This is a genomic window from Kribbella sp. NPDC104740 (genome assembly GCF_055583505.1).
This window is the reverse complement of the sequence record NZ_JBVJNV010000011.1, coordinates 1-26,035: the sequence shown is the minus strand read 5'-3', so window position 1 is coordinate 26,035 and position 26,035 is coordinate 1. Positions and strand designations below refer to the sequence as shown.

Below are 26,035 nucleotides of genomic sequence, written 5' to 3'. Positions count from 1 at the left end.
GGAACGGCTACGAGAAGTAGTAGTCTTCAGGCGAAGGCGGCACCACGGGGGGTGCTGAGCCCCGAAAGGTTTTCGCGTGAAGAAGACTTTGAGCATCATCAGTGTCAGCGCGGTCGTCCTGACCGCGAGCGTGTCCGGACCGGCGTCCGGGGTGGTCCTGGACGAAGGGCCGGCCGGGCCCGGCAGCCGGCGGCCCACGACCGAGCGGCCGGAGGTCCAGCGGCCGCAGATCCAGCAGCCGGAGATCCACCGGCCGGAGATCAGGCGCCCGGAGATCACGCTTCCGTCCATCACCTTGCCGACGATCACCGTGCACGACCGGCGGCCGTACCGGCCGCCGAGTCAGAGCGGCGAGTTCCTGACCGGGCCGTCGCAGGCGCCCGCCTGTGACGGCGTACTGGTGAAGCCCGGCGACAACGCCGCCGACGTCGTCGACAAGGCTCCGGCCGGTAGCACAGTGTGCTTCGCGGCCGGGCTGCACCGGATCGACCGGATGCTCCGCCCGAAGGCGAAGCAGACCCTCGGCAGCGACGCGGGCGCCGTCCTGACCGGGTCCGTCCCGCTGACCGGCTGGACCGCCAACGGCGGCGACTGGACCGTCAAGGGCGTGCTGCCGGCGGCGTACGCCCGGATCGGGCAGTGCGAGGACAACGTCGCGAACATCTGCTACCTGCGCGAGCAGCTGTTCCTCAACGGCAAGCACCTGAAGCGGGTCGCCACCCGCGACAAGGTCGTCCCGGGCACCTTCTACGGCGACTACGCCGCGAACGCGGTCTGGATCGGCGACAACCCGGCCGGGAAGTCGGTCGAGATGTCCCGGACCGCGACCGCGATCGGCGGCGGCCAGGCGAACGTGACCGTGCGCGGCCTGACCGTCGAGCACTTCGCCTCCGCCCCGCAGGCCGGCGCGGTCGTGCTCGGCCCCGGCTGGAACGTGTTCGCCAACGACATCCGCTGGAACCACGCGGTCGGCGCGATGCTGGTCAACGCCGACGGCGCCCGCTTGGAGAAGAACCTGATCCGCTCGAACGGGCAGCTCGGCGTCGGGCAGTACAGCACCACCAACGGCACCATCGCGGCCAACGAGATCCGCAAGAACAACACCGACGGCTTCTGGATCGCCGACTGGGAGTCCGGCGGAATCAAGACCACCTGGTCCAAGGGCGGCGCGGTCAGCGGCAACCTGATCAAGGCCAACAAGGGCGTCGGGCTGTGGAGCGACGCGTACGACGACGGCCGCACGTTCGCGAGCAACGAGATCGTCGACAACGCCGCCGACGGGATCCGGTACGAGATCGGCCGCAACGGCGTCATCGAGAAGAACACCATCACCGGCAACGGGCTCGGCACCGGGCGCGGCTCCGGCCGGTCGCTGTGGGACGGCGGCGGGATCAACGTCAACACCTCGTCGAACGTCCAGGTCCGCGACAACGTGGTGGCCGGCAACGTGAACGGGATCTCGATCCAGTCCCGGACCCGCGGCAACGGGCCCTGGGGCAAGAACGTGCTCCGCGACATCGTCGTCACCGGCAACCAGGTCACGATGAAGGGCGGGACGACGGCGACCGGCATGGTGCAGAACGCCGGCGCCGCCATTCCGGCCGGCGAGGTGACGCTGAAGGGCAACCAGTACCTGCTGGACAGCCTGTCCGCGGACCGGTTCCAGAAGTTCGGTCAGTGGTTCACGGCGAAGGAGTGGCAGCAGGCCGGTATCGATGCCGGGAGCAACTTCTTGCTCGGGAAGCGGGTCATTCGCTGAGCTGGGCGACGTGCGTCGTCAGCAGGCGGCGCAGGGTCGGGTCGTCCTGAAGCTCCTTCGGGAAGACCGAGTCGACGCCGAGCAGGGCGTCGACCAGTGCTGTCGGAGTGGACGCGTTCGCAGTGGCGGCCTTCAGGCGGTCGGCCTGGGGGTCGTCGACGGTTTCGGAGCGGGCGACGTACACCATCCAGGCCGCCACCGCGCGAGCCGCCGAGTCCGGTTCGGCGCCGGCGCGGAGGCGGTCCTGGATCGTGCCGAGCAGGCGGACCGGGAGTTTCACCGAGCCGTCCATCGCGACCTGGGTGGTCTTGTGCTTGAGTGCCGGGTTGGCGAAGCGCTCGAGCACCGACTCGCCGTACGCCGGGAGATCGAGCCCGTCCGGCGGGGTGAGGGTGGGGATGACGTCGGTGCTGATCAGCGCACGGGCCGCGGCGGCGAGCTCCTCGTCGCGGACCGCCTCGGCGATCGTCGCGTAGCCGCGCAGCGCGCCGAGGTAGGCGAGCATCGAGTGCGTCGCGTTGAGCATCCGGAGCTTCGCCTGCTCCCAGGGGGCGACGTCGGCGGTCAGGACCGCGCCGGCGGTCTCCCACGCCGGGCGGGCGCCGGCGAAGTGGTCCTCGATGACCCACTGCAGGAAGGGCTCCGCGACGACGACGGCCTCGTCCTGTACGCCGAGCAGGCGCGCCGCCTCGGCGCGGTCGGCGTCGGTGGTCGCGGGGACGATCCGGTCGACCATGCTCGCGGGGAATCGGGCGGCGTCGAACTGGTCGCCCTTCAGACCGGCGGCCCCGGCGTACTCGTGGACGAGGCGCTGGAGGAAGGGGCCGTTGGCAACGAGGTTGTCGCAGGAGAGGATCGTGAGCGGGTCGCCTTCGCGTCTCGCCAGACCTGCTGCCAGCTGGCCGACGACCGTGCGGGGTGGGCGGCCGGTGAGGTCGGCCTGGATCTCGGGGTCGGTGAGGTCGAGGGCGCCGGTGGAGGTGGCGCGGTAGCCCTTCTCGGTGACGGTGAGGGTGACGACCGCGGTGCTGTCGGCGGCGATGCGGGCGACGACGGCATCTGGGTCTTCGGGGGCGGTGAGGACCTCGCGGATGCTGGCGATGACCTCGATCGAGGTGTCGTCGGTGCCGCGGGTGAGGACGGAGTACAGGCCGTCCTGGGGGGCCAGTTGGTCGCGGACGGTTGTGGAGCGCTGGCTGATGCCGGAGATGCCCCAGCGGGTCTCGCCGGAGAGCTGGGCGGCGCGCTCGGTGAAGACGGCTTGGTGGGCGCGGTGGAAGGCACCGAGGCCGAGGTGGACGATGCCGACCGATAGTTCAGAGGGGTCTACCGCTGGTTTTGTCGGGAGGTTGCTGAGGCTGAGTCGGTTCATGCGGAGACCTCCGTGGTGGCGGCATGGGCTCGGGTTTGGGTGAGGGTGGGGACGTGGCCGGTGCCGCCGAGGCCGCTGACCGAGAGGGACGCGGCGGCGACGCCGAGGCGGACGGCGGTGAGGAGGTCGTCGCCGAGCGCCAGGCGGGCGGTGACCGTCCCGGCGAAGGAGTCGCCGGCGCCGGTCTGGTCGACGACGGTCGGGGCGGGGACGACGGGGATCTCGGTCAGCCGGCCGGCGTCGTCGAGCAGGATGCCGCCCTCGCCGCGGGTCAGCGCCACGGCGTCGATGCCGAGGCTGCGGAGCGTCGTACAGGCTGTTGCTGGGTCGTCGGTGTCGGCGACGAGCCGGGCTTCGGTGGGCCAGCCGGGGGTGATCAGACGTGTGTACGGCGCGACGGCGCGCAGGTGGTCGGCCGCGCCGGCGGCGGAGACCAGGCGGGGACGCCAGTTCGGGTCGTAGACGAAACACTTGCTGTGCTGGGCGGCTACGCGGACGGCTTTCGCGGACAGCGGTGAGATCGCGCAGGCGATCCCGCTGGCCAGGACCGCGCCGACCTCGGCGACGAGATCGAGCGGGACGTCACCGGGGCCCAAGCCGGAGCCGGCGCTGCCCCGGCGTACGTAGGTGAACTCGCGGGCGCCGGAGGGGTCGGCGTGCTGGAGGTAGATGCCGTGCTGGCCGTCGACGCGGCGTACGAGGGAGGTGTCGATGCCCAGGGCAACCACTCGCTCGAGCAGGCGATCGCCCAGCTCGTCGTTCGGCACGCGAGCCAGCAGAGCCGTCCGTGCGCCTGCCGCCGCCGAAGCCGCTGCTGCGTTCAGTGCGTCCCCGGAGAAGTTCAGCGTCAGTTGCGTGCCGGCGTCCAGGGGGTCGGTCGAGCTCAGTTCGACCAGGATCTCCCCGAGCACCAACACATCAGGCATCACCATCAGAAGTACCTCCAGGGGCGGGGTCTGAACATCAGCTGGGTGGTTCGGTGGTGGAGGCTCGGACGAGCAGGTCGCCGGGGAGGACTGTGGGGGCTGGGGTTGTTGCCGGGTTCTCCAGGAGGGTGAGGAGGAGGTCTACGGCCAGGCGGCCGGCTTGTTGTTTGGGGAGGCGGATGGTGGTGAGGGCAGGGTGGGACATCGCGGACATGGCGATGTCGTCGATGCCGACCACGCTGATCGCCGACGGGACCGGGATGTTGCGGGCGTGCAGGCGGGCGAGGAGGCCGATGGCCACCAGGTCGTTGTAGGCGATGACCGCGGTGGCGCCCGTGGCGACGACCTGGTCGGCGGCGGCCATGCCGCCGTCGTAGTGCGGGGGGAAGTGGCCTACGTCGATCAGGTCGACGCCGTGGGCGGCGCTCGCCTGGGAGAGGCCCTGGCCGCGCTGGTCGCTGGACCAGGAAGCCGCGGGGCCGCCTACCCAGGCGATGCGTTGGTGGCCCAGGGCCGCCAGGTGGGCTACTGCTTGGCGCATGCCGTCTTCGTGGTCGAAGACGACGGCGGGGAGGTCGTCGACCAGGCGGTTGACCAGTACGACGGTGGTGTCGGCCGCGATCGCTTTCAGGTACGCCGCGTCCGCACGCGGGGAGCAGAGGATGAGGCCGTCGACCTGTTGGGCCAGCGCGCGGACGAGGTCCAGCTCGGCGGCGACGTCCTCGTCGGTGTCGGCGACGAAGACCGCGACATCGGCGGCGCGGGCGCGCGCCTGGACGCCCTTGACGACACTCGGGAAGAACGGGTTCGCAAGGTCGGGCAGGACCAGGCCGATGTTGCCGGTGCGGCCGGTGATCAGGCCGCGGGCCGCCCGGTTCGGCTCGTAGCCGAGGGTATCCGCTGCCGTGCGCACCCGGGCGCGCGTCGCCGGGTTGACCAGGTCGGGCAGGGACAGCGCGCGGGAGACGGTCGAGGTCGACACCCCGGCCAGCCGCGCGACGTCGCGAAGGGTCGCCGCCACCGTCCACCTCCCGAAATCGCACCGCGTCCTGCGTGGGGTCGCCCACGCCATCCTGCGCAGGTCGCCACGCCATCCTGCGAGGTCGCCCATTGCCGTCCTGCGCGAGTCGCCCACGCCACCCGGCAGTCCGGCCCGCGACCATCAGGTCCCGCCGAGTCTGCAAGCGGTTGCAACGCTCTGTCAACAGCACCGGCTCTTGTGCTTACCTGAGGCTACTGCAATCCTTTGCAGCACTGTTGCAGTTCCACCGATGGAGGACGACATGCCGAAGGCCCTGCAGCCTCACCCGGACCGTGCGCTGCCGGCCGGTGAGGCCCGCGAGCTCGCCCGCCGGATCCACGCCTCCACGAAGGACCTGCCGCTGCTCTGCCTGCACGGGCACGTCGACGCCAACCTGTTCGCCGCCGACGAGCCGTTCGGCGACCCGGCCGAGCTGCTCGTCGTACCGGACCACTACGTGACCCGGATGCTGATCTCCCAGGGTGTCTCCCCCGACCGCCTCGGCCTCCCCCGCCGCGACGGGACGGTGACGGCCGAGCCGCGCGAGATCTGGCGCGAGTTCTGCGCGCACTGGCACCTCTTCGCCGGTACGCCGAGCCGCTACTGGCTGGAGCACGAGTTCGCCGAGGTGCTCGGCCTGACCGTGCAGCCGTCGGCCGAGACCGCCGACCAGCTGTACGACGAGATCGCCGCGAAGCTCGCGCAGCCCGAGTTCCGCCCGCGGGCGCTGCTCGACTCGTTCAACATCGAGCTGCTGTCGACCACCGACGCCGCGACCGACGACCTCGCCCCGCACGCGAAGATCGCCGCCGACCTGCCCGGGCGGATCGTCCCGACGCTCCGCCCGGACGCCGTCGTGCACGTCGACCGGCCGGGCTGGGCCGAGCTGATCACGCTGCTCGGCGAGCGCGCGGGGACCGACACTTCGTCGTACGCCGGGTACCTCGAGGCGCTGCGCCAGCGCCGCCAGACGTTCATCGCGGCCGGCGCCCGCGCGACCGACCACGGGCACTTCAGCGCGGCCGCCACTCCCCTGTCCGACGCCGAGGCCGAGCGGATCTACGCCGACGCGCTGCACGGCCGGACGACGCCGGAGGACGCCGCGGCGTTCGCGGGCAACATGCTGTTCCAGATGGCCTCGATGTCCGCCGAGGACGGGCTGGTCATGCAGCTGCACCCCGGCGTCCTGCGCGACCACCACCCGGGCATCCACGCGACGTACGGGCCGGACCAGGGCCACGACATCCCGGTGGCGACCGAGTTCACCCGGTCGCTGCGGCCGGTGCTGGAGCGGTTCGGGCACGTCGAGGGCTTCCGGATGGTGCTGTTCACCGTCGACGAGACGGCGTACTCGCGGGAGCTGGCGCCGCTGGCCGGCGTGTACCCGAGCGTGCGGCTCGGCGCGCCCTGGTGGTTCCTGGACAGCCCCGACGGGATGCGGCGGTTCCGTGAGCTGGTGACGGAGACGGCCGGCTTCTACAACACGTCGGGCTTCGTGGACGACACCCGCGCGTTCCTGTCGATCCCTGCCCGGCACGACCTGGCCCGGCGGATCGACGCGGGGTACCTGGCGAGCCTGGTCGTGCAGCACCGGCTGGACGAGGACGACGCGTTCCAGGTCGCGCAAGACCTCGCCTACAACCTGGCGCGGACCACATACCTCAGCTAGCACTACAGTTGGGCGACTTGCTGCTGGGGTGTTGGGGGATGGATGAGACGCGCTGCCGGGATCGCACTGGCGCTGGTGCTGCTGGCCGGGTGCACTGACAGCAAGCCGGAGGCTGCTGACCCGGCAGGGCTGCCCACGGCGGCGACTGTCGAGCTGGGAGCGACCGGACCTCGCACGGCGGGTGCCTGCGACGGTGTGGAGATCGCGCCGGGGCAGGACCCGCAGCAGGTGATCGACGCCAACCCCGCCGGTACGACGTACTGCTTCGGCAAGGGGCTGCATCGGATCGCGCGGGCTATCCGGCCCACTGCCGGGTCGACGCTCGCCAGCGACGAGGGGGCGGTGCTGTCCGGAGCCGTCACGTTGAACACGTGGCAGCGGGACGGGCGGGACTGGGTGGTGCGTGGAGCGCTGCCCGCGGCGTACAAGCTGAAGGGGAAGTGCGAGGACGAGCGGACGAACCCGTGCCAGCGCGGTGAGCAGGTGTTCGTCGACGGGAAGCCGCTGACCCGGGTGATGAGCAGGGCCGCGTTGAAGCCGGGGAGCTTCTACGGGGACTACACGGCCAACGCCGTGTACGTCGCCGAGGATCCGGGCGGGCACGACGTCGAGATGTCGCGGACGGAGACGGCGATCGAGAAGTCGGCGCCGAAGGTGACCGTGCGCGGGCTGACCGTTGAGCACTTCGCGAGCCGGCCGCAGGGCGGGGCCGTGCAGGTCGGCACCGAGTGGACGGTCGAGAGCAACGAGGTCCGCCGCAACCACGCCGTCGGGATCATGGTGATCGAGGGCGACCACGCCGTCGTCCGCCGGAACACGGTCGCCGACAACGGGCAGCTCGGGATCGGGCAGTTCCGGTCGGCTGAAGGGCGGATCGTGGAGAACCTGATCGCCCGGAACAACACCGACGGGTTCTGGATCGCCGACTGGGAGTCGGGCGGGATCAAGGCGACCCGCTCGTCGGGCGAGGTGACCGGCAACGACATCGTCGCGAACCGCGGGATCGGGATGTGGAGCGACATCGCGGAGTACGACCGGCGGATCACCGCGAACCGGATCCGGGACAACGCGGCCGACGGGATCCGGTACGAGATCAGCTTCAACGGCGTGATCGAGGGCAACGTCGTCGAGAAGAACGGCTTCGGGACCGGGCGCGGGTCGGGGCCGAGCCTGTGGGACGGCGGCGGGATCAACGTGAACACGTCGTCGGACGTGCAGGTGCTCGGGAACCTCGTGCGGGCGAACCGGAACGGGATCTCCATCCAGTCCCGCACGCGGGGCGAGGGGCCGCGGGGCACCTACGTGCTGCGCGACGTACTGGTCGAAGGCAACCAGGTCGTGATGGACGGCAAGACCGCCAGCACCGGCGTGGTCGAGAACAAGGACTCACCCGCGCCGGAGTCGGTCGTCTTCCGCCGCAACACCTACCGCATCGGCGGAAGCGCCGAACGCTTCGCCTACAAGGGTGCTCCCCTCACCTGGCAGGAATGGCAAGCAGCCGGCTTCGACAAGGACAGCCGCAGCAGTTAACGCGGTGGGACCTTCGGCTGGTTCGGCAGGAGCAGCGGGAGCGGGTCGTCAGGTCTTCGTTGGAGGGCGGATCTTGAGCGTTCTCGTAGGCGGTCGGAGTCGCAGACGGCAGCCGCTACCAGGAGGTGGAGCGTCATCGAGCTGAGGTCGGACAGGCCGCTCTCGTTCAGCGACGCGACGGAGACGTAGCCGAGGAGCAGGGCTCCGCAGGCCTTCACGTACGGCGTCGGCGCCCGGAGGACCGAGACCCAGGCGACGATCATGGCGATGCCGACGATCACCACCGCGAGCAGGCCGGTCTCCCAGTAGAGGCCCAGCCAGCTGTTGTCGATGGCCATCACGTCGATGTCGCCTTCGCCGCGGCGGAGCAGGACGCGTTTGTTGCCGAGGCCGTGGCCGATGATGGCGGTCTGGAGGGAGACCTGCTCGTCGAGCACGTACTGCCAGCTGGTGGTGCGGCCGCTGAGGGAGCTGATCTGCTGGGTGCCCTGGCCGCGCAGGAGCCAGGTGTGCAACGTGGGGATCAGCAGGAAGGCGATTCCCAGGATGCCTGGTACGGCGAGGGCGGCGATGCGGCCGAACCAGGTCTTGCGGGTCAGCAGCAGGGCCAGGAAGAGGCCGAAGGCGATGGCTGCGGCGGCTGTGCGCGTGCGGCTCAGCGCGACCAGGACCATGCCGAGGCCGATCATCGCGCCGGCCGGGATGACGGCGATCTTGCGGGCCAGCAGGGCGATGATCGCCAGGCCCAGCAACAAGGCGCCGACTTCGCCGACGCGCGGCGGGAGCATCGGGATGATGACGCCCTGGAGGCGGAAGCCGGTACCGAACGAGCTCAGGGGCCGCCAGGCCTGCGCCGGGGCGTAGGCGACGCTGAGGACGATCGTCCCGGCGAGTAGCAGATGCGCCCACAGATGGGCGCGGATCAGCCGCTCGGGCGTCTGGATCAGCGGGCGCCACAGCATCAAGAACAGCACCAACCCGATCAGCAGCCGCGCCAGGCGGAGCAGCGGGCCGAGCGGGTCGGCGAGCAGGAAGACCGTCGCCGTCGCGAACAGCACGTAGACGACGTACAGCTGGGTCGTCGGGCTGACCCGCGTCCGGAAGCCCGGCTTGGTCGCCGCGAGCACGATCAGGAAGATCGCGCCGAGCAGCACGCCCTTCATCAGGCTGTTGGTCGAGCCGGTGGTCCCCTGCGGCGCGGCCGCGCGGGACGACCACGGCTGCACGCCCAGCACCAGCAGGCACCACAGGATCAGCCACAGCACCGCCGGCTTCTGGCTGGGCTGCGGCGTGGTCCCCGGTACGACGGGGGCAGTCAGCGTCATCGCGGCGCGGTCATCGAGCGCTCAGCGGATCGGCAGTGCGGACGTACTGCGATCGGCGGGCTTGTAGTTGAGCGGGATCCCGAGCGTCTCGTCATGCGGCGAAGCACCGACCAGCACGACGCCGAGCACCGGCGCCCCCGCGAACGCGAGCGCCGACGTCAGCCGGCTCACGTCGGTGTCCTTGTCGTGCCCGACCTGGACGACGAGCACCGACGCGTCCACCGAGGCCGCGAGCGGCGTGATCCCGTGTCGCCCAACAGACGCCGGCCCGTGGATGACGACCGAGTACCCCGGCGGGAGATCGGCGACGATGCCCGGCACCAGCGACGGCCCGACGGCCAGCGCCGTCTCGTCCTTGCTCAGACCGGGCGGCAGCACGTACAGGTCCGCGACCGTGCCCGGCCGGAACAGCTTGCGCGCCCGGACCGCTCGCGTGGGAGCGGGCTCGCTGACCAGGTCGGTCAGGCCCTCGTGGTCGGTGACGTGCGACAGCACCGGCGCGCCGGTCAGGTCGGCCATCACCAGCAGCGTCTCGCGACCGTCGCGTGCACCGGCCTCGGCCATCGCCAGCGCGATACCCGCCGAGTTCGGGGTCGGGGACGCCGAGACGACGAGCAGGGCCGCGGCGCCGCTCGTTCCGGCGCCGTGCGGGTTGATCTCGCGCCGCGCGAGCGCGCCGCTGGCTTCGGCGCCGAGCGCCGTCAGCTCGGACGGCGGCAGCTGCGGCGCCGCGCGGGACCAGAAGCGGCGCCGGCCGACCGACGCCGTGATGACCGGCGCACTGGCAGCGTTCGCTGCCTGGTCGCGGGTCAGGACGAACGGGCTCAGGTGCGTGCTGAGCAGGGCCAGGCCGAAGCCGAGCACGAGGCCGAGGATCGCGCCGACGGTGATGTCGCGCAGCACCTTCGGCGACGACGTCGCGGTGTCCTTGGTCGCCGGGGTGACCAGCTCGCTGCCGGAGCCGACACCGGACAGCGCCTTGCGCATCGCCGACGCCTCGTCGGCGGCCTGCCGGGCCTCGGTGGCCAGGCCGACGCGCTGGTCGCGCAGCGCGGCCGCGGTCTGCGAGTCGTTCCGGGACAGGGCCTCGTTGATCTGGCTGACCAGGCTGCGGGACTGCGCGGTGGCCGTCCGGGACCGGTCGGAGGCCTGCCCGGCCAGCGTGGTCAGCAGGGCCTTCGCCTCGGTGCTGCGCTGGGCCAGGTAGATCCGGGCGATCGCGTTGGCCCGGCGTACGGCCTCGTCGGCGGTCGGGCCGTCGGTGGTGATCAGGTACGCGTTGTCGGTGACCGCCTTGACCCGGGTCACGGTGGCCAGCGACTGGACCGCTTCCTCGTCGGTCGGCAGGTCCAGCGACTTGGCCACCTCACGCAGCAGCGCCGGGCTGGAGATCACCCGCGCCTGCGTCTCGGCCGGCAGGTCCATGCCGAGCGGGCCGGTTTTGTCGGCGCCGCTGGGCAGCTTGCCGACCAGGGCCGGCGGGACGGCCGGGCCGACCACGATCTGGCTGGACGCCGTCCAGCGCTCGGTCTGGGACAGCGAGAAGAAGGACGCGCCGACGATGCCGAGCACGATGCACCCGACGATCAGCCACTTGTGCCGTAGCAGCGCCTGGGCGGTGTCGCGCCAGACCACTGTTCCCGGTTCCATCGGTGCCCCACTTTCTCGTTACGCGGTGCACACGATACCGGGAGTTCACCCCCGATCGCCCCGGATGCCCTACTCTCGTCCCCGGGGGTCCGCAGGACCAGTAGCACACATCGCGCCGTCGCCGTACGGCGAACATGTCCAAGGGGGGACATCGCAGCATGAAGAAGAGACGCCTTTTCGCGCGCCTGGGAGTGGCCGGCGTACTGCTGGGGGCAGTGCTGGCACCGACTCCGGCGCAGAGCATCAGCGCCTCCCTGTCGGCCGAGCACAGCCCGGTCTGGCAGACCAACGCCAGCGTCCAGGGCCTGGCCGTCGCGGCCGGCAAGGCGTACGCCGGCGGCCGGTTCACCAGCGTCCGCCCGCCGGGCTCGCCGCTGGGCACGAACGAGGTCGGCCAGGCGTACCTGGCGGCGTTCGACGCCACCACCGGCGACCTGGTGACGGCCTTCAACCCGGTCCTGAACGGCCAGGTGTACGCCGTCGCGGCGTCGGCCGACGGCTCCCGGCTCTACGTCGGCGGCGACTTCACCCAGGTCAACGGCGTCACCCGGAACCGGATCGCCGCCTTCGACACCGCCACCGGTGCGCTGGTGACGAACTGGAAGCCCTCGGTCTCGTACCGGGTCAAGACGATCTCGGTCTCCGGCAACACCGTGTACTTCGGCGGCTCGTTCGGCCTGGTCAACAACGTCGAGCGGCTCCGGCTCGCGGCGGTCAGCGCCGACCTGGGCACCCTGTTGCCGTGGGCACCGGCGGTGAACGGTGACGTGTACGCCGTGGACGTCGCCGACGACGCCTCCAAGGTGTACGCCGGCGGCCAGTTCAGCACCGTCAACGGCACCACCCAGAACACCGTCTCCAGCCTCGACCCGGCGACCGGCGCCGTGCTGCCGTTCCCGGCGGCCTCCGCGGTCCCGCCGCCGAACGGCCAGTGCACCACCCGGGTGAAGGCGATCGACGCCAGCGGCGACAAGGTCTACTTCGGCAACGGCGGTGACGGCGGCGGCTGCTTCGACGGCACCTGGGCCGCCGACGTCGCGACCGGCGCGCTGATCTGGAAGAACCAGTGCCTGGGCGCCACCGAGGCGGTCAAGGTCGTCAACGGCTGGCTCTACAAGGGCTCGCACGCGCACGACTGCGCCAACCAGGGCGCGGGCGGCTTCCCGCAGGGCTTCGGCTACCGGTTCCTGCTCACCGAGTCGCTCAGCGACGGCAAGCTCGGCCCGTGGTTCCCGAACACCAACGCCGGTCCGCCCACCGAGGTCGGCCCGCTGGCGTTCGCGACCGGCGGCTCCGACCTGTGGGCCGGTGGCGACTTCACCACCAGCAACGGCGTCGCCCAGCAGGGCCTGACCCGGTTCACCAACGCCGGCCCGGGCTCGGCCCCGGCGAAGCCGGCCAAGCTCACGCCGTACAGCGTCAGGCCGGGGCAGGTGGAGATCCACTTCCCGACCGTGGTCGACAACGACGACAGCACGCTCACCTACCGGCTGCTGAAGGGCTTCGGCAACGTCACCATCGCGACCTGGACCGCTACCTCCACGCCGTGGGACAAGCCGTGGCTGCACTACACCGACACCGCGGTGACGCCGGGCGAGGTGACCAACTACCGGGTCGAGGTGACCGACGGTACGACGACGCTGCGCGGCAACTACTCGGACCCGATCACGGTCGCGAGCAGCGCCTCCACGGCGTACGACCAGCTGCTGGCCGCCGACGGCCCGCAGGCCTACTGGCGGCTCGGTGAGCCCTCCGGTACGACGACGTCGGTCGACTCCTCCGGCCAGAGCAACAACGGCACCTTCACCGGAATCACGCTCGGCACCGCCGGGGCGATCAGCGGCAACACCGCGGCGACCACGAACTCCAGCGGCCGGATGGTCGGCGAGAAGGCGTTCAGCATGCCGCAGCAGTTCAGCGTCGAGGCCTGGGTGAAGCAGAGCTTCACCCGCGGCGGCCGGATCGTCGGCTTCGGCAACTCCAAGACCGGCAACAGCGCCGACGGCGGCGACCGGATGCTCTACATGCGCAGCAACGGCGCGATCACCTTCGGCGTCAACGACGGCAGCCGGCGGACCCTGACCAGCAGCTCGAACAAGAACAACAGCCAGTGGCACCACGTCGTCGGCACCTACGACAACGGGGACATGCGGCTGTATGTCGACGGCGTGTTGGCGGGCAGCCAGAGCGTCGGACCGGCCGCGCTGTACTACGGTTGGTGGCGGGTCGGGTACGACAACACGGGCAACTGGTCCGGCGGTGGCGCGACCCAGACCGGCATGGCGATCGACGAGGCGGCGGTGTACCCGTACGCGCTCGGAGCCACGCAGGTTCAGGCGCACTTCGACGCACGCTGAGCGGACGGTCAGCCTGCTATAGCACAACGTGATAACGCTGCTGGGGAGCCGCCTTCCGGGTGACTTCCCGGCAGCGCTAGATTTCGCGTGCTGATAGCAGACAGGCCCGCCCGCTTTCTGAGGACATCGATGAAGAAGTTAGTACTGGTAGTAGTCACCGCGGTGGCCGTGCTGGCCGCGGCGCTGATCCCGGCCGGCCCGCCGGTGGTCGCCGCCGCGCCCGGGTTCGGCACGGCCGTCTCCGCGTTGCGCCAGAGCACCTGGCAGACCAACGCGCCGGTGAACGCGATCGCGATCGCCGGGGACAACGTGTTCGTGGGGGGACTTTTCACCAGGGTCCGGCCGCCGGGGAAGCCGGCCGGACAGGGCGAGGCGGTACGCACGTACCTGGCCGCCTTCAGCCGCACCAGCGGTAACGCCGGCGGTTTCGCGCCGAAGCTGAACGGCCCGGTGTACAGCATCGCGGCCTCGCTGGACAAGAAGTGGATCGTGGTCGGTGGGGACTTCACCACGGTCAACGGGCTGCCGCGGAACCGGATCGCGATGTTCAACGCCGCGACCGGCGCGCTGAGCAGCTTCTCGCCGTCGGTCGCGTCGCGGGTCAAGGCGGTCGCGATCTACGGCAACAGCGTCTTCTTCGGCGGGTCCTTCGGCCGGGTGGCCGGCGTCGAGCGCAACCGGCTGGCGGCGGTCACGCTGAACGGCGGCAAGCTGCTGCCCTGGAACCCGGACGCCGACGGTGACGTGTACGCGGTCGACGTCGCCGACAACGGCACCAAGGTGTTCGCCGGCGGCCCGTTCCGGACCGTGCACAACCAGCACCACAACACGCTGGTCTCGCTGAACAACAGCACCGGCGTACCGATCGCGATGAACGCCGAGGCCTACATCCCGGAGCCGACCAGCAAGTGCGTCACCCGGGTCAAGGACATCGACACCTACGGCTCGAAGGTGTTCGTCTCCAACGGCGGCGACGGCACCGGCTGCTACGACGGGATCCTGGCCGCGGACGTCGCCACCGGGCGGCTGCTGTGGCAGAGCAAGTGCCTGGGCGCGACCGAGTCGGTCAAGGCGATCGGGAACTGGCTCTACAAGGGCTCGCACGCGCACAACTGCAGCCCCGACGACCCGTCGTACTTCAAGGACGGCTCGGGCACGCACTACCTGCTCGCGCACTCCGGCGTGACCGGCAAGCTCGGCCCCTGGTTCCCCAACACCGACGCCGACCCGAACAGCACCACCAAGGTCGGCCCGCTGGCGATGGACGCCACCGGCACCGACCTGTGGGTCGGCGGCGACTTCCTCAAGGTGAACGGCGTCGGCCAGCAGGGCGTCACCCGCTTCACCAACGCCATCGGCGGCGCGAAGGCCCCGGCCCCGCCCGCCCCCGCGGCGAACAGCCCGGTCGCCGGGAAGGTCGGCCTGTCCTTCAAGACGGTCGTCGACCCCGACAACATCACCCTGACCTACAAGCTCTACCAGGGCACCCGCCTGGTCGGCACCTGGAACCGCAACACCTACAACTGGCAGGCCGCCCAGCTCGTCACCTACACCGACACCGGCGCCAAGTCCGGCCAGTCGGTCAACTACCGCGTCGAGGTCCTCGACGGCCGCAACGTCGTCAAGTCCGCGACGTCGGCAACGATCGTGGTCAAGTAACACCCAGCTGAACACCCAGGCCCGGCCCGAACCTGACAGGTTCCGGCCGGGCCTGTGTGCTGTACGGCGAACTTTCCTAGCCTGACGTCATGTCCCGTCGTCCCTTCGGCGCAACCGCGGTGCTCGCCGTCGCGCTGCTCGTCACCGCCTGCTCCTCCCCTGAGGCCGCCGCTCCCCCAGCAGCCGAGTCGTCACCGACCGCCACGCCGTCCTCGCCGAGCCCGACGCCGCCCGCACCGACGAGCGCATCGCCGCCCCAGCGCCCCGTCGGAGTCCACCTGACCGCCGCCCAGGTGCTGGCCGCCGACCCTTGCGGGTTCGTCGACCCAGCGGTGCTGACGCGGTACGGCAAGCCGGAGATCAAGTGGAGCGAGGGTTTCGACTCCTGCGACTTCGCCGTACCGGCCAAGAACCACTTCGGCGGCGCGCTGGAGCTGCAGCCGTCGCTCAGCGGCACCAAGCCCGGCGCACCGCCGCAGACCCGGAAGGTGGTCGACGGGGTGGGTGCCTACGCGCAGTGGACGACAGATCGGGACCTGTGCGGTCGGGACGTGGTGGTGGCCCCCGGGGCGGTGATCTCGGTCTACGGCTCCTGGAGCACCGCACCTGCCAGTGAGCCCTGTGCCGGCGCTGACGCCGTGATGCGCGGCGTCGTCCGTGCGGTAGCGGAGGGCCGGACGAAGCCGGCTGGGCTTCCGGCGGGGTCGGTCGGGCGCCGGGATGCCTGCAGGTTGCTGACCTCGCGAGAGGTGGCGCGGGTGCCGGGGAGTGATCGGAAGGTGCATCGGGCGTTCGGTGGGCACGGGTGCACGTGGGGCGGCGAGGACATCCGGCGGCCCAGTGTGTACGTCGCGTTCAGCCGGGAGGCGATGCCCGCGGTGGAGGCCGACGGGCGGGCGCTGACGCTGCAGGGGAAGCGGGCGGTGCTGGATGCCTCGCCGCGGGACGAGTACGCGAACCTGATCGGGCCGTCGCTGCCGTCGTGCCAGGTGACGGTCGACTACCAGCCGCTGCGGCCTGCGCACGAGGACTGGGTGGAGACGCTGTCGGTGGCTGTCCACGGCGACAACGACGACGCCGCGGCGCAGTGCGACCTCGCGGTCAGCTTTGCGCGGTCGGCCCTTCGGCGGGTGCCGTCGGCGTAGCGGCGGCTTTGTGGGCCACCAGCGCTCGGTGGGCCTCGTGCCACCACAGGAGCAGGGTGCAGAGAGCCGCCGTGGCGAGGCCCCAGGCGGCGCCTTGGGCGTCGCCGAGGAGGGCGCCGGTGACGCCGGCGGTGATCAGGATGACCGACGAGATCAGGCGGACCCGGAGGCCGCGGCCGGCGGCGGCGAGGGCTCGCATGATGGCGAAGGCGCCGGCGTTCGAGGCGCCGAGGGCCTGCAGCAGGATGACCGGGACCATCACGGCGCTGGCTTCGGACCAGACGCCGGGGCCGAGCAGGGCAGTGCCGACGGACTCGGGGAGCAGGAGGAAGATCGCGCCCCAGGCCAGCGCGCCGGCGCCGACTCCGAAGGAGATGACGAGGCCGACTCGCCACAGGCGGCGGTGCGAGTGTTTGAGAGCCCGTGCGGCCTCCGGTACGGCGACGGCGCGGATGCCCTGGTTGAGGACGTTGACCGGGCCGAGCAGCACCTGGGCGCCGCGGATGCCGGAGACCGCGGCGATGCTCGCGGCCGCGGTGATGCCGAGCATGTAGACCTGGATCGTGCCGCTGACCGCGAGCATCTCGCCGACGTACTTCGGGGTGAGGTCGCGGTTCGCGCGCAGCCAGTGCTTGACCAGGCGGAAGCGCGGCAGGAGGCCGGTCTGGAAGCGGCCGAAGATCGCGGCGATCACTGCGCCGAGCCCCCAGCAGAGCGTCAGCGAGAACGCCGACGCGGCGCCGGTCAGGTAGAGGCCGCCGAACAGCACGCCCATCGCGACCAGCCACACCAGATCGTTGAGGAACGCCCGCCGTCCGTCACCGACGACGAAGAACGCCCACCGCCACGCGTCCTGCAGCAGCAGTCCGGGCATCGTGACCGCGAACGCGATCAGCACCCCGTGCGACGGTACGCCGGGAACCGCCGCGATGATCAGCCCGACCAGCATCGCGACCAGCCCGGCGAGCAGCGCGGTCGCCGTACCGGACCGGACGGCCTTCTCCCACTCCGGCGTCCGGTCCCCCGAGTGCCGGACCGCGAGCGGCTCGGTCGCGACCGCGCGGGAGACGTTCAGCGCGATCGTGTAGCCGCCGAACGCGAGCGCGTAGACGCCGAAGTCGGCGACGCTGCTGCTCCGCGCGACGAGGACGCCGACGGCGAGGTTGCTGAGGCTGGACAGTCCCTGGTCGGCGAGTCCCCACCCGGCGCGGCCCGCGGGCCCGGCCAGCTTGCTGAGCTTGGGAAGTTTCAAGAAACCGGCTTCGGCGCCTGCCGCAGCACGCCGACGACGAACCGCGGGATCCCGAGCACGTACCGCTTCCACAGCCGCCGCGGCTCCTTGTAGAGCCGGTAGCTCCACTCCAGCCCGGAGCGCTGCATCCACAGCGGCGCGCGGTCCAGCCGCCCGGTGTGGAAGTCGAACGCGGCGCCGACCCCGATCAGGATCGGCGCGGTCAGCCGGTCGCGGTGCTCGGCCATCCAGCGCTCCTGCTTCGGCGCACCGAGCCCGACCCAGACGATGTCGGCGCCGCTCGCGTTGAGCTCGTCGACGATCGCCGCGTCCTCCTCGGGCGACAGCGCCCGGTACGGCGGGGAGTAGGCGCCCGCGACGCGCAGCCGCGGGTGCCGCCCGGTGAACGTGTCGCGCAGCTTCTCCGGTACGCCGTCCGCGCCGCCGTAGAAGTACTGCGACCAGCCGCGCTCGGCCGCCTCGGCCATCACCCGCTCGAGCAGGTCCGGCCCGCAGACCCGCGCCATCCGGTCGAACCCGGCGCGCTTGCCGGACCAGACCAGCGGCATCCCGTCGGGCAGCGTCAGCCCGGACGAGTTGTAGACCTCGGTGAGCTCGGCGTCGGCGCGCGCGTGCAGCAGCGCGTTCATGTCCGCGACGCAGACCAACTGCCGCTCCCCCGCCGAAATCCACTTGCCGAAGGTCTCGACGGTGTCGTCCAGGTCGGTGACGCTGACGTGGATGCCCAGCACGTCGACCCGCTGGTCCCAGCCGGTGCCGTCGCCGGTGCTCTTGCGGGCGCACTCGCTCTCGGTGCTCACGCAGTCGCCTCCTCTGTCAGGGCGGCCAGATCGGCGTCGACCATGATCCGGACCAGCTCCGGCACGTGCACCTGCGCCTTCCAGCTCAGCTCGGTCTGGGCCTTGGAGGCGTCGCCGATCAGCGAGTCGACCTCGGTCGGGCGTTCGTAGCGCTGGTCGTAGTCGACGTACTGCTCCCAGTCCAGGCCCGCGTGCTGGAAGGACAGCTGAACGAAGTCACGCACCGAGTACGACGTACCGGTGGCGACCACGTAGTCGCTGGGCTCGTGGTGCTGCAGCATCCGCCACATGCCCTCGACGTACTCCGGCGCGTAGCCCCAGTCGCGGCAGGCCTCCAGGTTGCCCAGGTAGAGGCGTTTCTCCAGCCCGAGCTTGATCCGCGCCACCGCGCGGGTGATCTTGCGGGTCACGAAGGTCTCGCCGCGGCGCGGGCTCTCGTGGTTGAACAGGATCCCGTTGACGGCGAACATGTCGTACGCCTCGCGGTAGTTCCGGGTCATCCAGTAGCCGTAGAGCTTGGCCGCGCCGTACGGCGACCGCGGGTAGAACGGGGTCTGCTCGTTCTGCGGCGGCGGCGTCGCGCCGAACATCTCCGACGACGAGGCCTGGTAGAACCGGCAGTCCAGCCCGATCATCCGGATCGCCTCGAGCAGCCGGGTGGTGCCCATGCCGGTGGTGTCACCGGTGTACTCCGGCTCGTCGAAGCTGACCCGGACGTGGCTCTGCGCGGCCAGGTGGTAGACCTCGTCGGGCTGGATCGAGGCCAGCAGCGTGACCAGGCGGGAGCCGTCGGTGAGGTCGGCGTAGTGCAGGAACAGCCGCTTGTCGTCCTCGTGCGGATCGGCGTACAGGTGGTTGATCCGGTGCGTGTTGAAGGTGCTGGCCCGGCGGATCAGCCCGTGCACCTGGTATCCCTTGGCCAGCAGCAGCTCGGCGAGGTACGAGCCGTCCTGGCCGGTGATCCCGGTGATCAGGGCCTTCTTCATCGGTCAGCTCCCAGGTGGTCGAGGTACCAGGCGTAGGTCTGGGTGAGGCCGGGCTCGAGCTCGACGGCCGGCGACCAGCCGAGGTCGCGCAGCCGGCTCACGTCGAGCAGCTTGCGCGGCGTACCGTCCGGTTTGGTCGGATCGTTGCCGATGGCACCGGTGTAGCCGACGACGCGAGCGACCATCTCGGCCAGGTCCTGGATGGTCAGGTCCTCGCCGACGCCGACGTTGATCGGCGCCGGGTCGTCGTAGTGGTCGAGCAGGAACAGGCAGGCGTCGGCCAGGTCGTCGACGTGCAGGAACTCGCGCCGCGGCGTACCGGTCCCCCACAGCACCACCTTGTCGGCGCCGGTCGTCTTGGCTTCGTGGAAGCGGCGGATCAGCGCGGGCAGCACGTGCGAGCTGGTCGGGTCGAAGTTGTCGTTCGGCCCGTACAGGTTGGTGGGCATCGCGGAGATCCACTTCAGCCCGTACTGCCTTCGCACGGCCTGGACCTGCAGGATCCCGGCGATCTTGGCGATCGCGTAGGCGTCGTTTGTCGGCTCGAGCTCGCCGGTGAGCAGGCTGGACTCGCGGATCGGCTGCTCGGCGTACTTCGGGTAGATGCACGAGGAGCCGAGGAACAGCAGCTTCGGCACCCGGACGGCCAGCGCCGCGTCCATCAGGTTGACCTGGATCCGCAGGTTGTCGCTGAGGAACTCGGTCGGGTGGTCGCGGTTGGCCAGGATGCCGCCGACCCGGGCGGCCGCGTCGATCACGACGGCCGGCCGGTGCTCGGCCAGGAACGCCGTGGTGGCGGCCTGGTCGCGCAGGTCCAGCTCGGCCGAGGTGGCACCGATCAGCTGGCTGAAACCGGCCTGCTCCAACCGGCGCCAGATCGCCGATCCGACCAGACCGCGGTGCCCCGCGACGTAGACCGGCGACCGGGGGTCGATCGTCATCAATAAGCTCCTGAGCCGTAGAACACCGCGCGCAGCGTCTTCCAGAGGATGAGCAGGTCGAGCGTCATCGACCAGTTGTCGACGTAGCGCAGGTCCAGCCGGACCGACTCGTCCCAGGACAGGTCGCTGCGCCCGCTCACCTGCCACAACCCTGTCATGCCGGGTTTGACGAGCATCCGCCGGGAGTCGTCCGCGGCGTACAGCGCGACCTCCTCGGCCAGCGGCGGCCGCGGCCCGACCAGCGACATCTCACCCCGCAGCACGTTGAACAGCTGCGGCATCTCGTCCAGCGAGAAGCGGCGCAGGTACCGGCCGAGCGGGGTGACGCGGGGGTCGCTGCGCATCTTGAAGTGCACGCCGTTGCCGTCGCTGAGCGCGTACAGGTCACCGAGCCGCTGCTCGGCGTCGGCGTACATGCTGCGGAACTTGAGCATCGTGAACTCGGCACCGGCCCGGCCGACGCGGCGCTGCCGGAACAGGACCGGGCCCGGGCTGGTCAGCTTCACCGCGAGGAACAGGCCGAGCAGGAGCGGACCGAGGGCGACGATGATGGCCAGCGCGACGACGCGGTCGAAGACCGCCTTCAGCACGTGCGGGCCGCCGCTGACGGACGGGCGCTCGAGGTGCAGGAGCGACAGGCCGGCGACCGGGCGGATGGAGATGCGCGGGCCGGCGACCTCGATGATGCCCGGGGACACGATCAGCTCGACACCGCGCTGCTCCAGCGCCCAGGAGAGACGGCGGAGCGACTGGCCGGCCAGCTCGGGGTCGGTGGCGACCGCGACGACATCCACCGCGTGACGGTCGACGGCGGCGAGGATGTCGGCCTCGTCGAGCTCGTCGGGGCGCAGCGGTCCGGCCTTGCGGCCCGCGCCGCGGGGGCGGCAGGTGGCGACGACGCGGAAGCCGTCCGTCGGGCGGCTCTCGAGGTGTTCGCAGAGGGTCGCCGCGGGGTCGGTACGGCCGACGACGAGGACGCGGTGCATGCAGCGGCCGCGGACGCGGTGCCGGTGCAGGTCCTTGCGGAGCGCGTAGCGCAGGACGAGGGCGGCGATGACGGTGACCGGGATGGCCAGGACGACGAAGCCGCGGGCGATCTCGCTCTTCGTGGCGTACGACAGGATCGCGATCGCCGCGGTGAGGCCGACGCCGGCCCGCAGCAGCGAGCGGAGCTCGTCGGGGCCGGCGCCGAAGTAGCGGGCGTCGTACCCCTTGGAGAGGGCGACGCCGGCGACCCAGGCGAGCGGGAGCAGGCTGCTGATCACCAGGTAGGCGCCGCCGACCTCGTAGCCGAACCTGGTCAGCAGGGCGACGGAGATGCCGATCACCGCGGCGAGCAGGTCGCCGCCGAGGGCGGCCCAGCGGTAGACGCCGATCCAGCGCGGCTCGGTGAGCCGGGAGGGCTGCGGGACGATCGCCGGGACCTCGTGCGGGACGACCCACATCGGGCCGGGGGCCTCGTCGACGGCGAGCGGGCTCAGGGATGCCTGCACTGCCGCGGCACGAACCGGAGTGTGCACCGGAGCGGTGGGCGTGGGGTGTGCCGGGGATCCCGCCGTGGCGCCGGAGGCGGTGTGCGTCGGGGCTGTGACGTTCTTGGGCGGCTGGTCGGCGGGGGTGCGGGCCTCGTCGGGCGTCGCTTCGCGCGGCGCTGCGGGCACGCCGTTACCTCCGCTCACACCGGCCTCTCGATCTCAACTGCCGCCACCCCAGGAACTCCAGGCTGCCGGGGCAGTCTCCAAGGTCTCTCCAACAGTGTCAACTGTTCCGGACCCGTGTCGGTTACGCGGCGTGTCGGAACGATTGCGAGACCGCGCGGTCCGTTGCGCGATGCTGGCGCGCACGCACGGAATAGGCGAGACTGGGCCCCGGTGACCATGTGTCACCGGGGGGAATTCTAGGGAAACACGAGGGGAAGACGGCCCGGACGAACCGTCACGGGGCCGGTTTCACAGCTGGGGGGCTGTTGTGCTGGAAGACGTCAGAGCTGTAGCGCTGCCCACGCACCGGGAACCACCGGTGGTCTGCCCGGGTGCGCGGGTCGTCGCCGACCTGTGGCTGGCGAGCCACGGGATCCGGCCGCCGTACGCCGTACTCGGGGACGACGCCGTCGGCGAGCCGCCGGCCGCTGGTCGCGTCCGCGTGCCCGCGGGCGACGACGAGATCGCGCACGCCCTGGAGGCCGGAGCGCTGACGGTCGCCGACGCGGAGTCGACGCCGGTCGCGAGGCTGACCGAGTTGTCGGCCGGCGACGGGTGGATCGAGGGCTGGGTCGGGCACGCCGCGGGAGACGGGTGGGTCGGACAGTCGGCGAGCGAGCTGTGGGCGGAGGGCCCGGCCAGTTCGAGAGGTGTGCAGGTCCCGGCGCGCTCGGCGGCTGGGCGTGTGGTGATCGTGGCGCAGCGCCCGCTGACGAGCGCGGACCTGCAGGAGGTCGACGGCGAGGACGTGGTGCTGGTCCTCCCGGTCGCGGGCACCACGCCGGACGGCGTACCGGCTGCGACGCTGCGGGAGTGTCTGGAGCTGGCTGCCCCGGAGAGCTTTGCCAGGGTCGCTGTACCGGTGTCCTGGCGTGGGAACGAGTCGGATGCGGCGCTGGCTGCTGCTGTGGCAGTGGGGCTCGACGCCACGCGGCTGCTGCATCTGGCTGATGACAAGGTGTGGAGCGAGGCGCTGCGTCGCGTGCAGGATGCGACCGACACACCGGCTGTGGTCGAGGACCCGGTGCTGAACAGCGTGGTCCCGATCCTGAGCCGCTGGCGGCCGCCGCGGCGGGAGCGGGGGCTGGTGGTGTTCTTCACCGGCCTGTCGGGGTCGGGCAAGTCGACGCTGGCCAAGGCGCTCTCGGAGGAGCTGACCAGTCGGGCCGGTCGGTCCGTGACGTTGCTCGACGGGGACGTCGTACGGCGGATGCTGTCGTCGGGGCTGGGCTTCGATCGGGCCGGGCGGGATCTGAACGTGCGGCGGATCGGGTTCGTGGCGGCGGAGGTGGCTCGGCACGGTGGGGTCGCGGTGTGTGCGCCGATCGCGCCGAGGGCGGACAGCCGGGCGGCGGTGCGGGCGATGGTCGAGGCGGTCGGTGACCTGGTGCTCGTGCATGTGGCGACGCCGCTCGCCGAGTGCGAGCGGCGCGACACCAAGGGCTTGTACCGCAAGGCACGTGCGGGGTTGGTCACTCAGTTCACCGGCATCAGCGATCCGTACGACGAGCCGTTCGACGCCGAGATCAGGCTGGACACCTCCGAGGTGTCTCCGGCGGAGTCGCTGCGGGAGATCACCGACTACTTGAGGGCAGGGGGCTGGATCGGGCCGGCCGGCCCGGCCGCCCACCAAGGCGCCGGCGGCTGAGATGGACTTCGCGCTCGCGGCTGCCGCTTTCGGCGTCGGGGTGGTGGTCGGGCTGACGGGGATGGGCGGCGGCGCGCTGATGACGCCGGTGCTGGTGCTGTTCTTCGGCGTACCCCCGCTGACCGCTGTCTCCAGCGACCTCGTGGCCAGTGCCGTCATGAAGCCGGTCGGTGCTGCCGTTCACCTGCGGCGTGGCACCGTCCACCTCAAGCTCGTCGGCTGGCTGTGCGTCGGCTCGATCCCGGCCGCGTTCGCCGGGGTGCTGATCGCGCGCTCGCTCGGCGACGGTGAGGACGTGCAGCAGATCATCCAGCGCGCCCTCGGTGTCGCGCTGCTGATCGCCGCGGCCGGTCTGACCATCCGGGCCTACATCCGCCTGGCCGAGCGCGCCCGCAAGCGCGACGGTCTGCTGCCGCCGCTCCCCCAGGGTCGCCCGCGGGTCAGCACCCGCCCGCTGCCGACCGTGCTGGTCGGAGTGATCGGCGGACTGGTCGTCGGGATGACGTCGGTGGGCTCCGGCTCGCTGGTGATCATCGCGCTGATGGCCCTGTACCCCGGGCTCAAGGCGAGCGAGCTGGTCGGCACCGACCTGCTCCAGGCCGTCCCGCTGGTCGCGTCGGCCGCGCTCGGACACCTGCTGTTCGGCGACTTCCAGCTCGACCTCACGGTCGCGATGCTGGTCGGCTGCGTCCCCGGCGTCTGGGTCGGCGCCCGCATCTCTTCCCGAGCGCCGGGCGGGCTGGTCCGGCGAGCGCTCGCGTTCGTGCTGCTGGCCTCGGCGCTCAAGCTGCTCGGCGTACCGAACGTGGAGACCGGTGTCGTGCTGGTCGCCGTGCTGCTCGTGGCTCCGCCGGTGTGGATGCTGATCCGCCGGCGCCACGGATTCCCGATGACCGTACGACGGCAGCCGCCGGAAGAGCTCGCGGACCGGGTCCGCGAACAAGCAGGAGGGAACCAGCGATGAGACGAGAGACCGTCGTGTTCGAGAGCTGGCGTGGCAAGTACTCCGACAGCCCGCGGGCGATCTCGGAGCGGCTCGGCCGGCTGCGGCCGGACCTGCGCCGGATCTGGGTGGTCGCGGACTCCGAGGTGGAGCTGCCCGACGACGTCGAGCGGGTGGTCCGCAACACCCCGGCGTACTTCCTGAAGATCGCCTCGGCGAACTACTTCCTGTCCAACGACATGATGCCGCGCTACCCGCTGAAGACCCGGCGGACGACCTACGTGCAGCTGTGGCACGGGACGCCGCTGAAGCGGATCGGCTTCGACGTCGACGCCAAGTACGACAATGCCGACGTCTACTCGCGGCGGCTGGAGAAGGACGTCCGGCGCTGGGACCACCTGGTCTCGCCGAACCACTTCTCCACCGGCAAGCTCCGGCAGGCGTTCCGCTACCCCGGCTCGGTGCTCGAGATCGGCTACCCGCGCAACGACGTCCTGTCCGGCCCGTACGCCGACGACCTGCGCGCCAAGGTCCGCGCGGAGCTCGGTCTGGCGCCCTCGGCGCGGGCCGTGCTCTACACGCCGACCTGGCGCGACGACGCCCTGACCGGCGGGGCCGCGCCGAACCCGCTGGCCGAGCAGGCCGAGCAGGTGCTCGGCGGCCTGCCCGACGACACCGTGCTGCTCTTCCGCTTCCACCACCTGGTCGCCGCGTCCTCGCCGGTCCCCCGGCACCCGCGGGTGATCGACGTCAGCGACCACCCCGACATCCAGGCGCTGTACCTGGCCGCGGACGTGATGATCACCGACTACTCGTCGACGATGTTCGACTTCGCGGTGACCGGCCGGCCGATGGTCTTCTACACCTACGACCTGGCGGCGTACCGCGACCAGCTGCGGGGCTTCTACTTCGACCTGGAGGAGGAGGCGCCCGGCCCGCTGGTCACCACGGCCGAGGAGCTCACCGCGGCGCTGGCCGACGAGGACGGGCTGGTCCGGCAGTACCAGCCGGCGTACGACGCGTTCCGCCGGCGGTACTGCCACCTGGACGACGGCAACGCCACCGACCGGCTGATCGCGGAGATCTTCAGTTAGTTGCGCAGGTAGCTGACGTTGTCGATCCGGCCGTTGAACTGGTCGGTCGAGGAGCGGACGATCTCGCCGTCCTCGCCGATCTTCGCCCCGATCGCCAGCGGCTCGGAGCCGATCAGGTCCAGCGACCCGATCGGCCCGGTCTTGGCCACCGCGGGCGGGTTGGTGGCGGCCGCGAGGTCGGTGGAAGGCAGCGTGACGATGGTGTTTAGACTGTTGCAAGAAAACCGGTACCCCCTTGCCTGGTTGAACGTCCAACTT

At 71.2% G+C, this 26,035-nt stretch carries 20 protein-coding genes; 9 read left to right on the top strand and 11 right to left on the bottom strand.

What is annotated here, in order from left to right:
* The first annotated feature begins 76 nt into the window (after positions 1 to 76).
* A complete protein-coding gene (locus ACZ6Z4_RS36885; protein ID WP_465576343.1) occupies positions 77 to 1,759 on the top strand; it encodes a right-handed parallel beta-helix repeat-containing protein in 1,683 nt (560 codons plus the stop codon).
* On the opposite strand, the gene ACZ6Z4_RS36880 is transcribed toward ACZ6Z4_RS36885, so the two are convergent.
* Genes ACZ6Z4_RS36880 through ACZ6Z4_RS36870 form a run of 3 tightly spaced genes read right to left on the bottom strand, consistent with a single transcriptional unit; the run spans position 1,749 to position 5,078 of the window.
* Positions 1,749 to 3,131 carry a mannitol dehydrogenase family protein gene (locus ACZ6Z4_RS36880; RefSeq protein ID WP_465576340.1) on the bottom strand — a complete coding sequence of 461 codons (1,383 nt, stop codon included), beginning with the start codon at positions 3,129 to 3,131 and terminating at the stop codon, positions 1,749 to 1,751. The genes ACZ6Z4_RS36885 and ACZ6Z4_RS36880 overlap by 11 nt on opposite strands.
* Positions 3,128 to 4,057 carry a sugar kinase gene (locus ACZ6Z4_RS36875; RefSeq protein WP_465576335.1) on the bottom strand — a complete coding sequence of 310 codons (930 nt, stop codon included), beginning with the start codon at positions 4,055 to 4,057 and terminating at the stop codon, positions 3,128 to 3,130. The genes ACZ6Z4_RS36880 and ACZ6Z4_RS36875 overlap by 4 nt, the downstream gene beginning before the upstream one ends.
* Positions 4,058 to 4,094: 37 nt before the next feature.
* Positions 4,095 to 5,078, bottom strand: coding sequence for a LacI family DNA-binding transcriptional regulator (locus tag ACZ6Z4_RS36870; protein WP_465576332.1), 984 nt, complete (start codon positions 5,076 to 5,078; stop codon positions 4,095 to 4,097).
* A gap of 250 nt (positions 5,079 to 5,328) precedes the next feature.
* Here ACZ6Z4_RS36870 and uxaC point away from each other — a divergent pair, with 250 nt between their 5' ends.
* Positions 5,329 to 6,747, top strand: coding sequence for a glucuronate isomerase (gene uxaC / locus ACZ6Z4_RS36865; protein ID WP_465576327.1), 1,419 nt, complete (start codon positions 5,329 to 5,331; stop codon positions 6,745 to 6,747).
* A 42-nt stretch (positions 6,748 to 6,789) separates the two neighbouring features.
* The gene (locus ACZ6Z4_RS36860) at positions 6,790 to 8,277 is read left to right on the top strand and encodes a right-handed parallel beta-helix repeat-containing protein (RefSeq protein WP_465576323.1); all 1,488 of its coding nucleotides are present in this window, start codon (positions 6,790 to 6,792) and stop codon (positions 8,275 to 8,277) included.
* Here the strand turns inward: ACZ6Z4_RS36860 and ACZ6Z4_RS36855 are convergent.
* Both ACZ6Z4_RS36855 and ACZ6Z4_RS36850 read right to left on the bottom strand, forming a co-directional pair.
* A complete protein-coding gene (locus ACZ6Z4_RS36855) occupies positions 8,274 to 9,602 on the bottom strand; it encodes an O-antigen ligase family protein (protein WP_465576320.1) in 1,329 nt (442 codons plus the stop codon). The two genes, ACZ6Z4_RS36860 and ACZ6Z4_RS36855, sit on opposite strands and share 4 nt — an antisense overlap.
* Before the next feature lie 21 nt (positions 9,603 to 9,623).
* Positions 9,624 to 11,252, bottom strand: a complete 1,629-nt coding sequence (locus ACZ6Z4_RS36850; RefSeq protein ID WP_363671229.1) for a Wzz/FepE/Etk N-terminal domain-containing protein — start codon at positions 11,250 to 11,252, stop codon at positions 9,624 to 9,626.
* A gap of 158 nt (positions 11,253 to 11,410) precedes the next feature.
* Here ACZ6Z4_RS36850 and ACZ6Z4_RS36845 point away from each other — a divergent pair, with 158 nt between their 5' ends.
* The 3 genes from ACZ6Z4_RS36845 to ACZ6Z4_RS36835 all read left to right on the top strand — a co-directional run bounded on the left by ACZ6Z4_RS36845 (position 11,411) and on the right by ACZ6Z4_RS36835 (position 16,413).
* Positions 11,411 to 13,609: a LamG-like jellyroll fold domain-containing protein gene (locus tag ACZ6Z4_RS36845; protein WP_465576316.1), complete on the top strand. Its 2,199-nt coding sequence runs from the start codon at positions 11,411 to 11,413 to the stop codon at positions 13,607 to 13,609.
* A gap of 129 nt (positions 13,610 to 13,738) precedes the next feature.
* A complete protein-coding gene (locus tag ACZ6Z4_RS36840; protein WP_465576313.1) occupies positions 13,739 to 15,268 on the top strand; it encodes a fibronectin type III domain-containing protein in 1,530 nt (509 codons plus the stop codon).
* 89 nt (positions 15,269 to 15,357) lie between these two features.
* Positions 15,358 to 16,413 carry a hypothetical protein gene (locus ACZ6Z4_RS36835; protein WP_465576310.1) on the top strand — a complete coding sequence of 352 codons (1,056 nt, stop codon included), beginning with the start codon at positions 15,358 to 15,360 and terminating at the stop codon, positions 16,411 to 16,413.
* Here ACZ6Z4_RS36835 and ACZ6Z4_RS36830 read toward each other — a convergent pair.
* From ACZ6Z4_RS36830 to ACZ6Z4_RS36810, 5 genes are read right to left on the bottom strand one after another with little or no spacing between them, the layout of a single operon-like run.
* Entirely contained in the window at positions 16,370 to 17,665 is a 1,296-nt protein-coding gene (locus ACZ6Z4_RS36830; protein WP_465576307.1) for a hypothetical protein, read from the bottom strand. The two genes, ACZ6Z4_RS36835 and ACZ6Z4_RS36830, sit on opposite strands and share 44 nt — an antisense overlap.
* Positions 17,662 to 18,465 carry a WecB/TagA/CpsF family glycosyltransferase gene (locus tag ACZ6Z4_RS36825; protein WP_465576302.1) on the bottom strand — a complete coding sequence of 268 codons (804 nt, stop codon included), beginning with the start codon at positions 18,463 to 18,465 and terminating at the stop codon, positions 17,662 to 17,664. The genes ACZ6Z4_RS36830 and ACZ6Z4_RS36825 overlap by 4 nt, the downstream gene beginning before the upstream one ends.
* Positions 18,462 to 19,451, bottom strand: coding sequence for a GDP-mannose 4,6-dehydratase (gene gmd, locus ACZ6Z4_RS36820; RefSeq protein WP_465576299.1), 990 nt, complete (start codon positions 19,449 to 19,451; stop codon positions 18,462 to 18,464). The genes ACZ6Z4_RS36825 and gmd overlap by 4 nt, the downstream gene beginning before the upstream one ends.
* Positions 19,448 to 20,392: a GDP-L-fucose synthase family protein gene (locus ACZ6Z4_RS36815; RefSeq protein WP_465576296.1), complete on the bottom strand. Its 945-nt coding sequence runs from the start codon at positions 20,390 to 20,392 to the stop codon at positions 19,448 to 19,450. Before ACZ6Z4_RS36815 ends, gmd begins: the two co-directional genes overlap by 4 nt.
* Entirely contained in the window at positions 20,392 to 22,053 is a 1,662-nt protein-coding gene (locus ACZ6Z4_RS36810) for a sugar transferase (protein WP_465576293.1), read from the bottom strand. Before ACZ6Z4_RS36810 ends, ACZ6Z4_RS36815 begins: the two co-directional genes overlap by 1 nt.
* 307 nt (positions 22,054 to 22,360) lie before the next feature.
* Here ACZ6Z4_RS36810 and cysC point away from each other — a divergent pair, with 307 nt between their 5' ends.
* The 3 genes from cysC to ACZ6Z4_RS36795 are packed head-to-tail and all read left to right on the top strand — an operon-like array spanning position 22,361 to position 25,777.
* Positions 22,361 to 23,740, top strand: coding sequence for an adenylyl-sulfate kinase (cysC, locus tag ACZ6Z4_RS36805; protein WP_465576288.1), 1,380 nt, complete (start codon positions 22,361 to 22,363; stop codon positions 23,738 to 23,740).
* Position 23,741: 1 nt separating this feature from the next.
* Positions 23,742 to 24,704, top strand: a complete 963-nt coding sequence (locus ACZ6Z4_RS36800) for a sulfite exporter TauE/SafE family protein (protein WP_465576286.1) — start codon at positions 23,742 to 23,744, stop codon at positions 24,702 to 24,704.
* The gene (locus tag ACZ6Z4_RS36795) at positions 24,701 to 25,777 is read left to right on the top strand and encodes a CDP-glycerol glycerophosphotransferase family protein (protein WP_363671251.1); all 1,077 of its coding nucleotides are present in this window, start codon (positions 24,701 to 24,703) and stop codon (positions 25,775 to 25,777) included. Before ACZ6Z4_RS36800 ends, ACZ6Z4_RS36795 begins: the two co-directional genes overlap by 4 nt.
* Here the strand turns inward: ACZ6Z4_RS36795 and ACZ6Z4_RS36790 are convergent.
* Positions 25,774 to 26,035: hypothetical protein (locus ACZ6Z4_RS36790; protein ID WP_465576284.1), on the bottom strand; the 262-nt coding region annotated here is incomplete at its 5' end. The genes ACZ6Z4_RS36795 and ACZ6Z4_RS36790 overlap by 4 nt on opposite strands.

Excerpts from the sequence above, each read along its gene's own strand:
- ACZ6Z4_RS36880 (WP_465576340.1), bottom strand. The coding sequence starts at position 3,131 with ATGAACCGACTCAGCCTCAGCAACCTCCCGACAAAACCAGCGGTAGAC.
- ACZ6Z4_RS36875 (WP_465576335.1), bottom strand. The coding sequence starts at position 4,057 with ATGCCTGATGTGTTGGTGCTCGGGGAGATCCTGGTCGAACTGAGCTCG.
- uxaC (WP_465576327.1), top strand. The coding sequence starts at position 5,329 with ATGGAGGACGACATGCCGAAGGCCCTGCAGCCTCACCCGGACCGTGCG.
- ACZ6Z4_RS36860 (WP_465576323.1), top strand. The coding sequence starts at position 6,790 with ATGAGACGCGCTGCCGGGATCGCACTGGCGCTGGTGCTGCTGGCCGGG.
- ACZ6Z4_RS36855 (WP_465576320.1), bottom strand. The coding sequence starts at position 9,602 with ATGACGCTGACTGCCCCCGTCGTACCGGGGACCACGCCGCAGCCCAGC.
- ACZ6Z4_RS36850 (WP_363671229.1), bottom strand. The coding sequence starts at position 11,252 with ATGGAACCGGGAACAGTGGTCTGGCGCGACACCGCCCAGGCGCTGCTA.
- ACZ6Z4_RS36845 (WP_465576316.1), top strand. The coding sequence starts at position 11,411 with ATGAAGAAGAGACGCCTTTTCGCGCGCCTGGGAGTGGCCGGCGTACTG.
- ACZ6Z4_RS36840 (WP_465576313.1), top strand. The coding sequence starts at position 13,739 with ATGAAGAAGTTAGTACTGGTAGTAGTCACCGCGGTGGCCGTGCTGGCC.
- ACZ6Z4_RS36835 (WP_465576310.1), top strand. The coding sequence starts at position 15,358 with ATGTCCCGTCGTCCCTTCGGCGCAACCGCGGTGCTCGCCGTCGCGCTG.
- gmd (WP_465576299.1), bottom strand. The coding sequence starts at position 19,451 with ATGAAGAAGGCCCTGATCACCGGGATCACCGGCCAGGACGGCTCGTAC.
- ACZ6Z4_RS36815 (WP_465576296.1), bottom strand. The coding sequence starts at position 20,392 with ATGACGATCGACCCCCGGTCGCCGGTCTACGTCGCGGGGCACCGCGGT.
- ACZ6Z4_RS36800 (WP_465576286.1), top strand. The coding sequence starts at position 23,742 with ATGGACTTCGCGCTCGCGGCTGCCGCTTTCGGCGTCGGGGTGGTGGTC.
- ACZ6Z4_RS36795 (WP_363671251.1), top strand. The coding sequence starts at position 24,701 with ATGAGACGAGAGACCGTCGTGTTCGAGAGCTGGCGTGGCAAGTACTCC.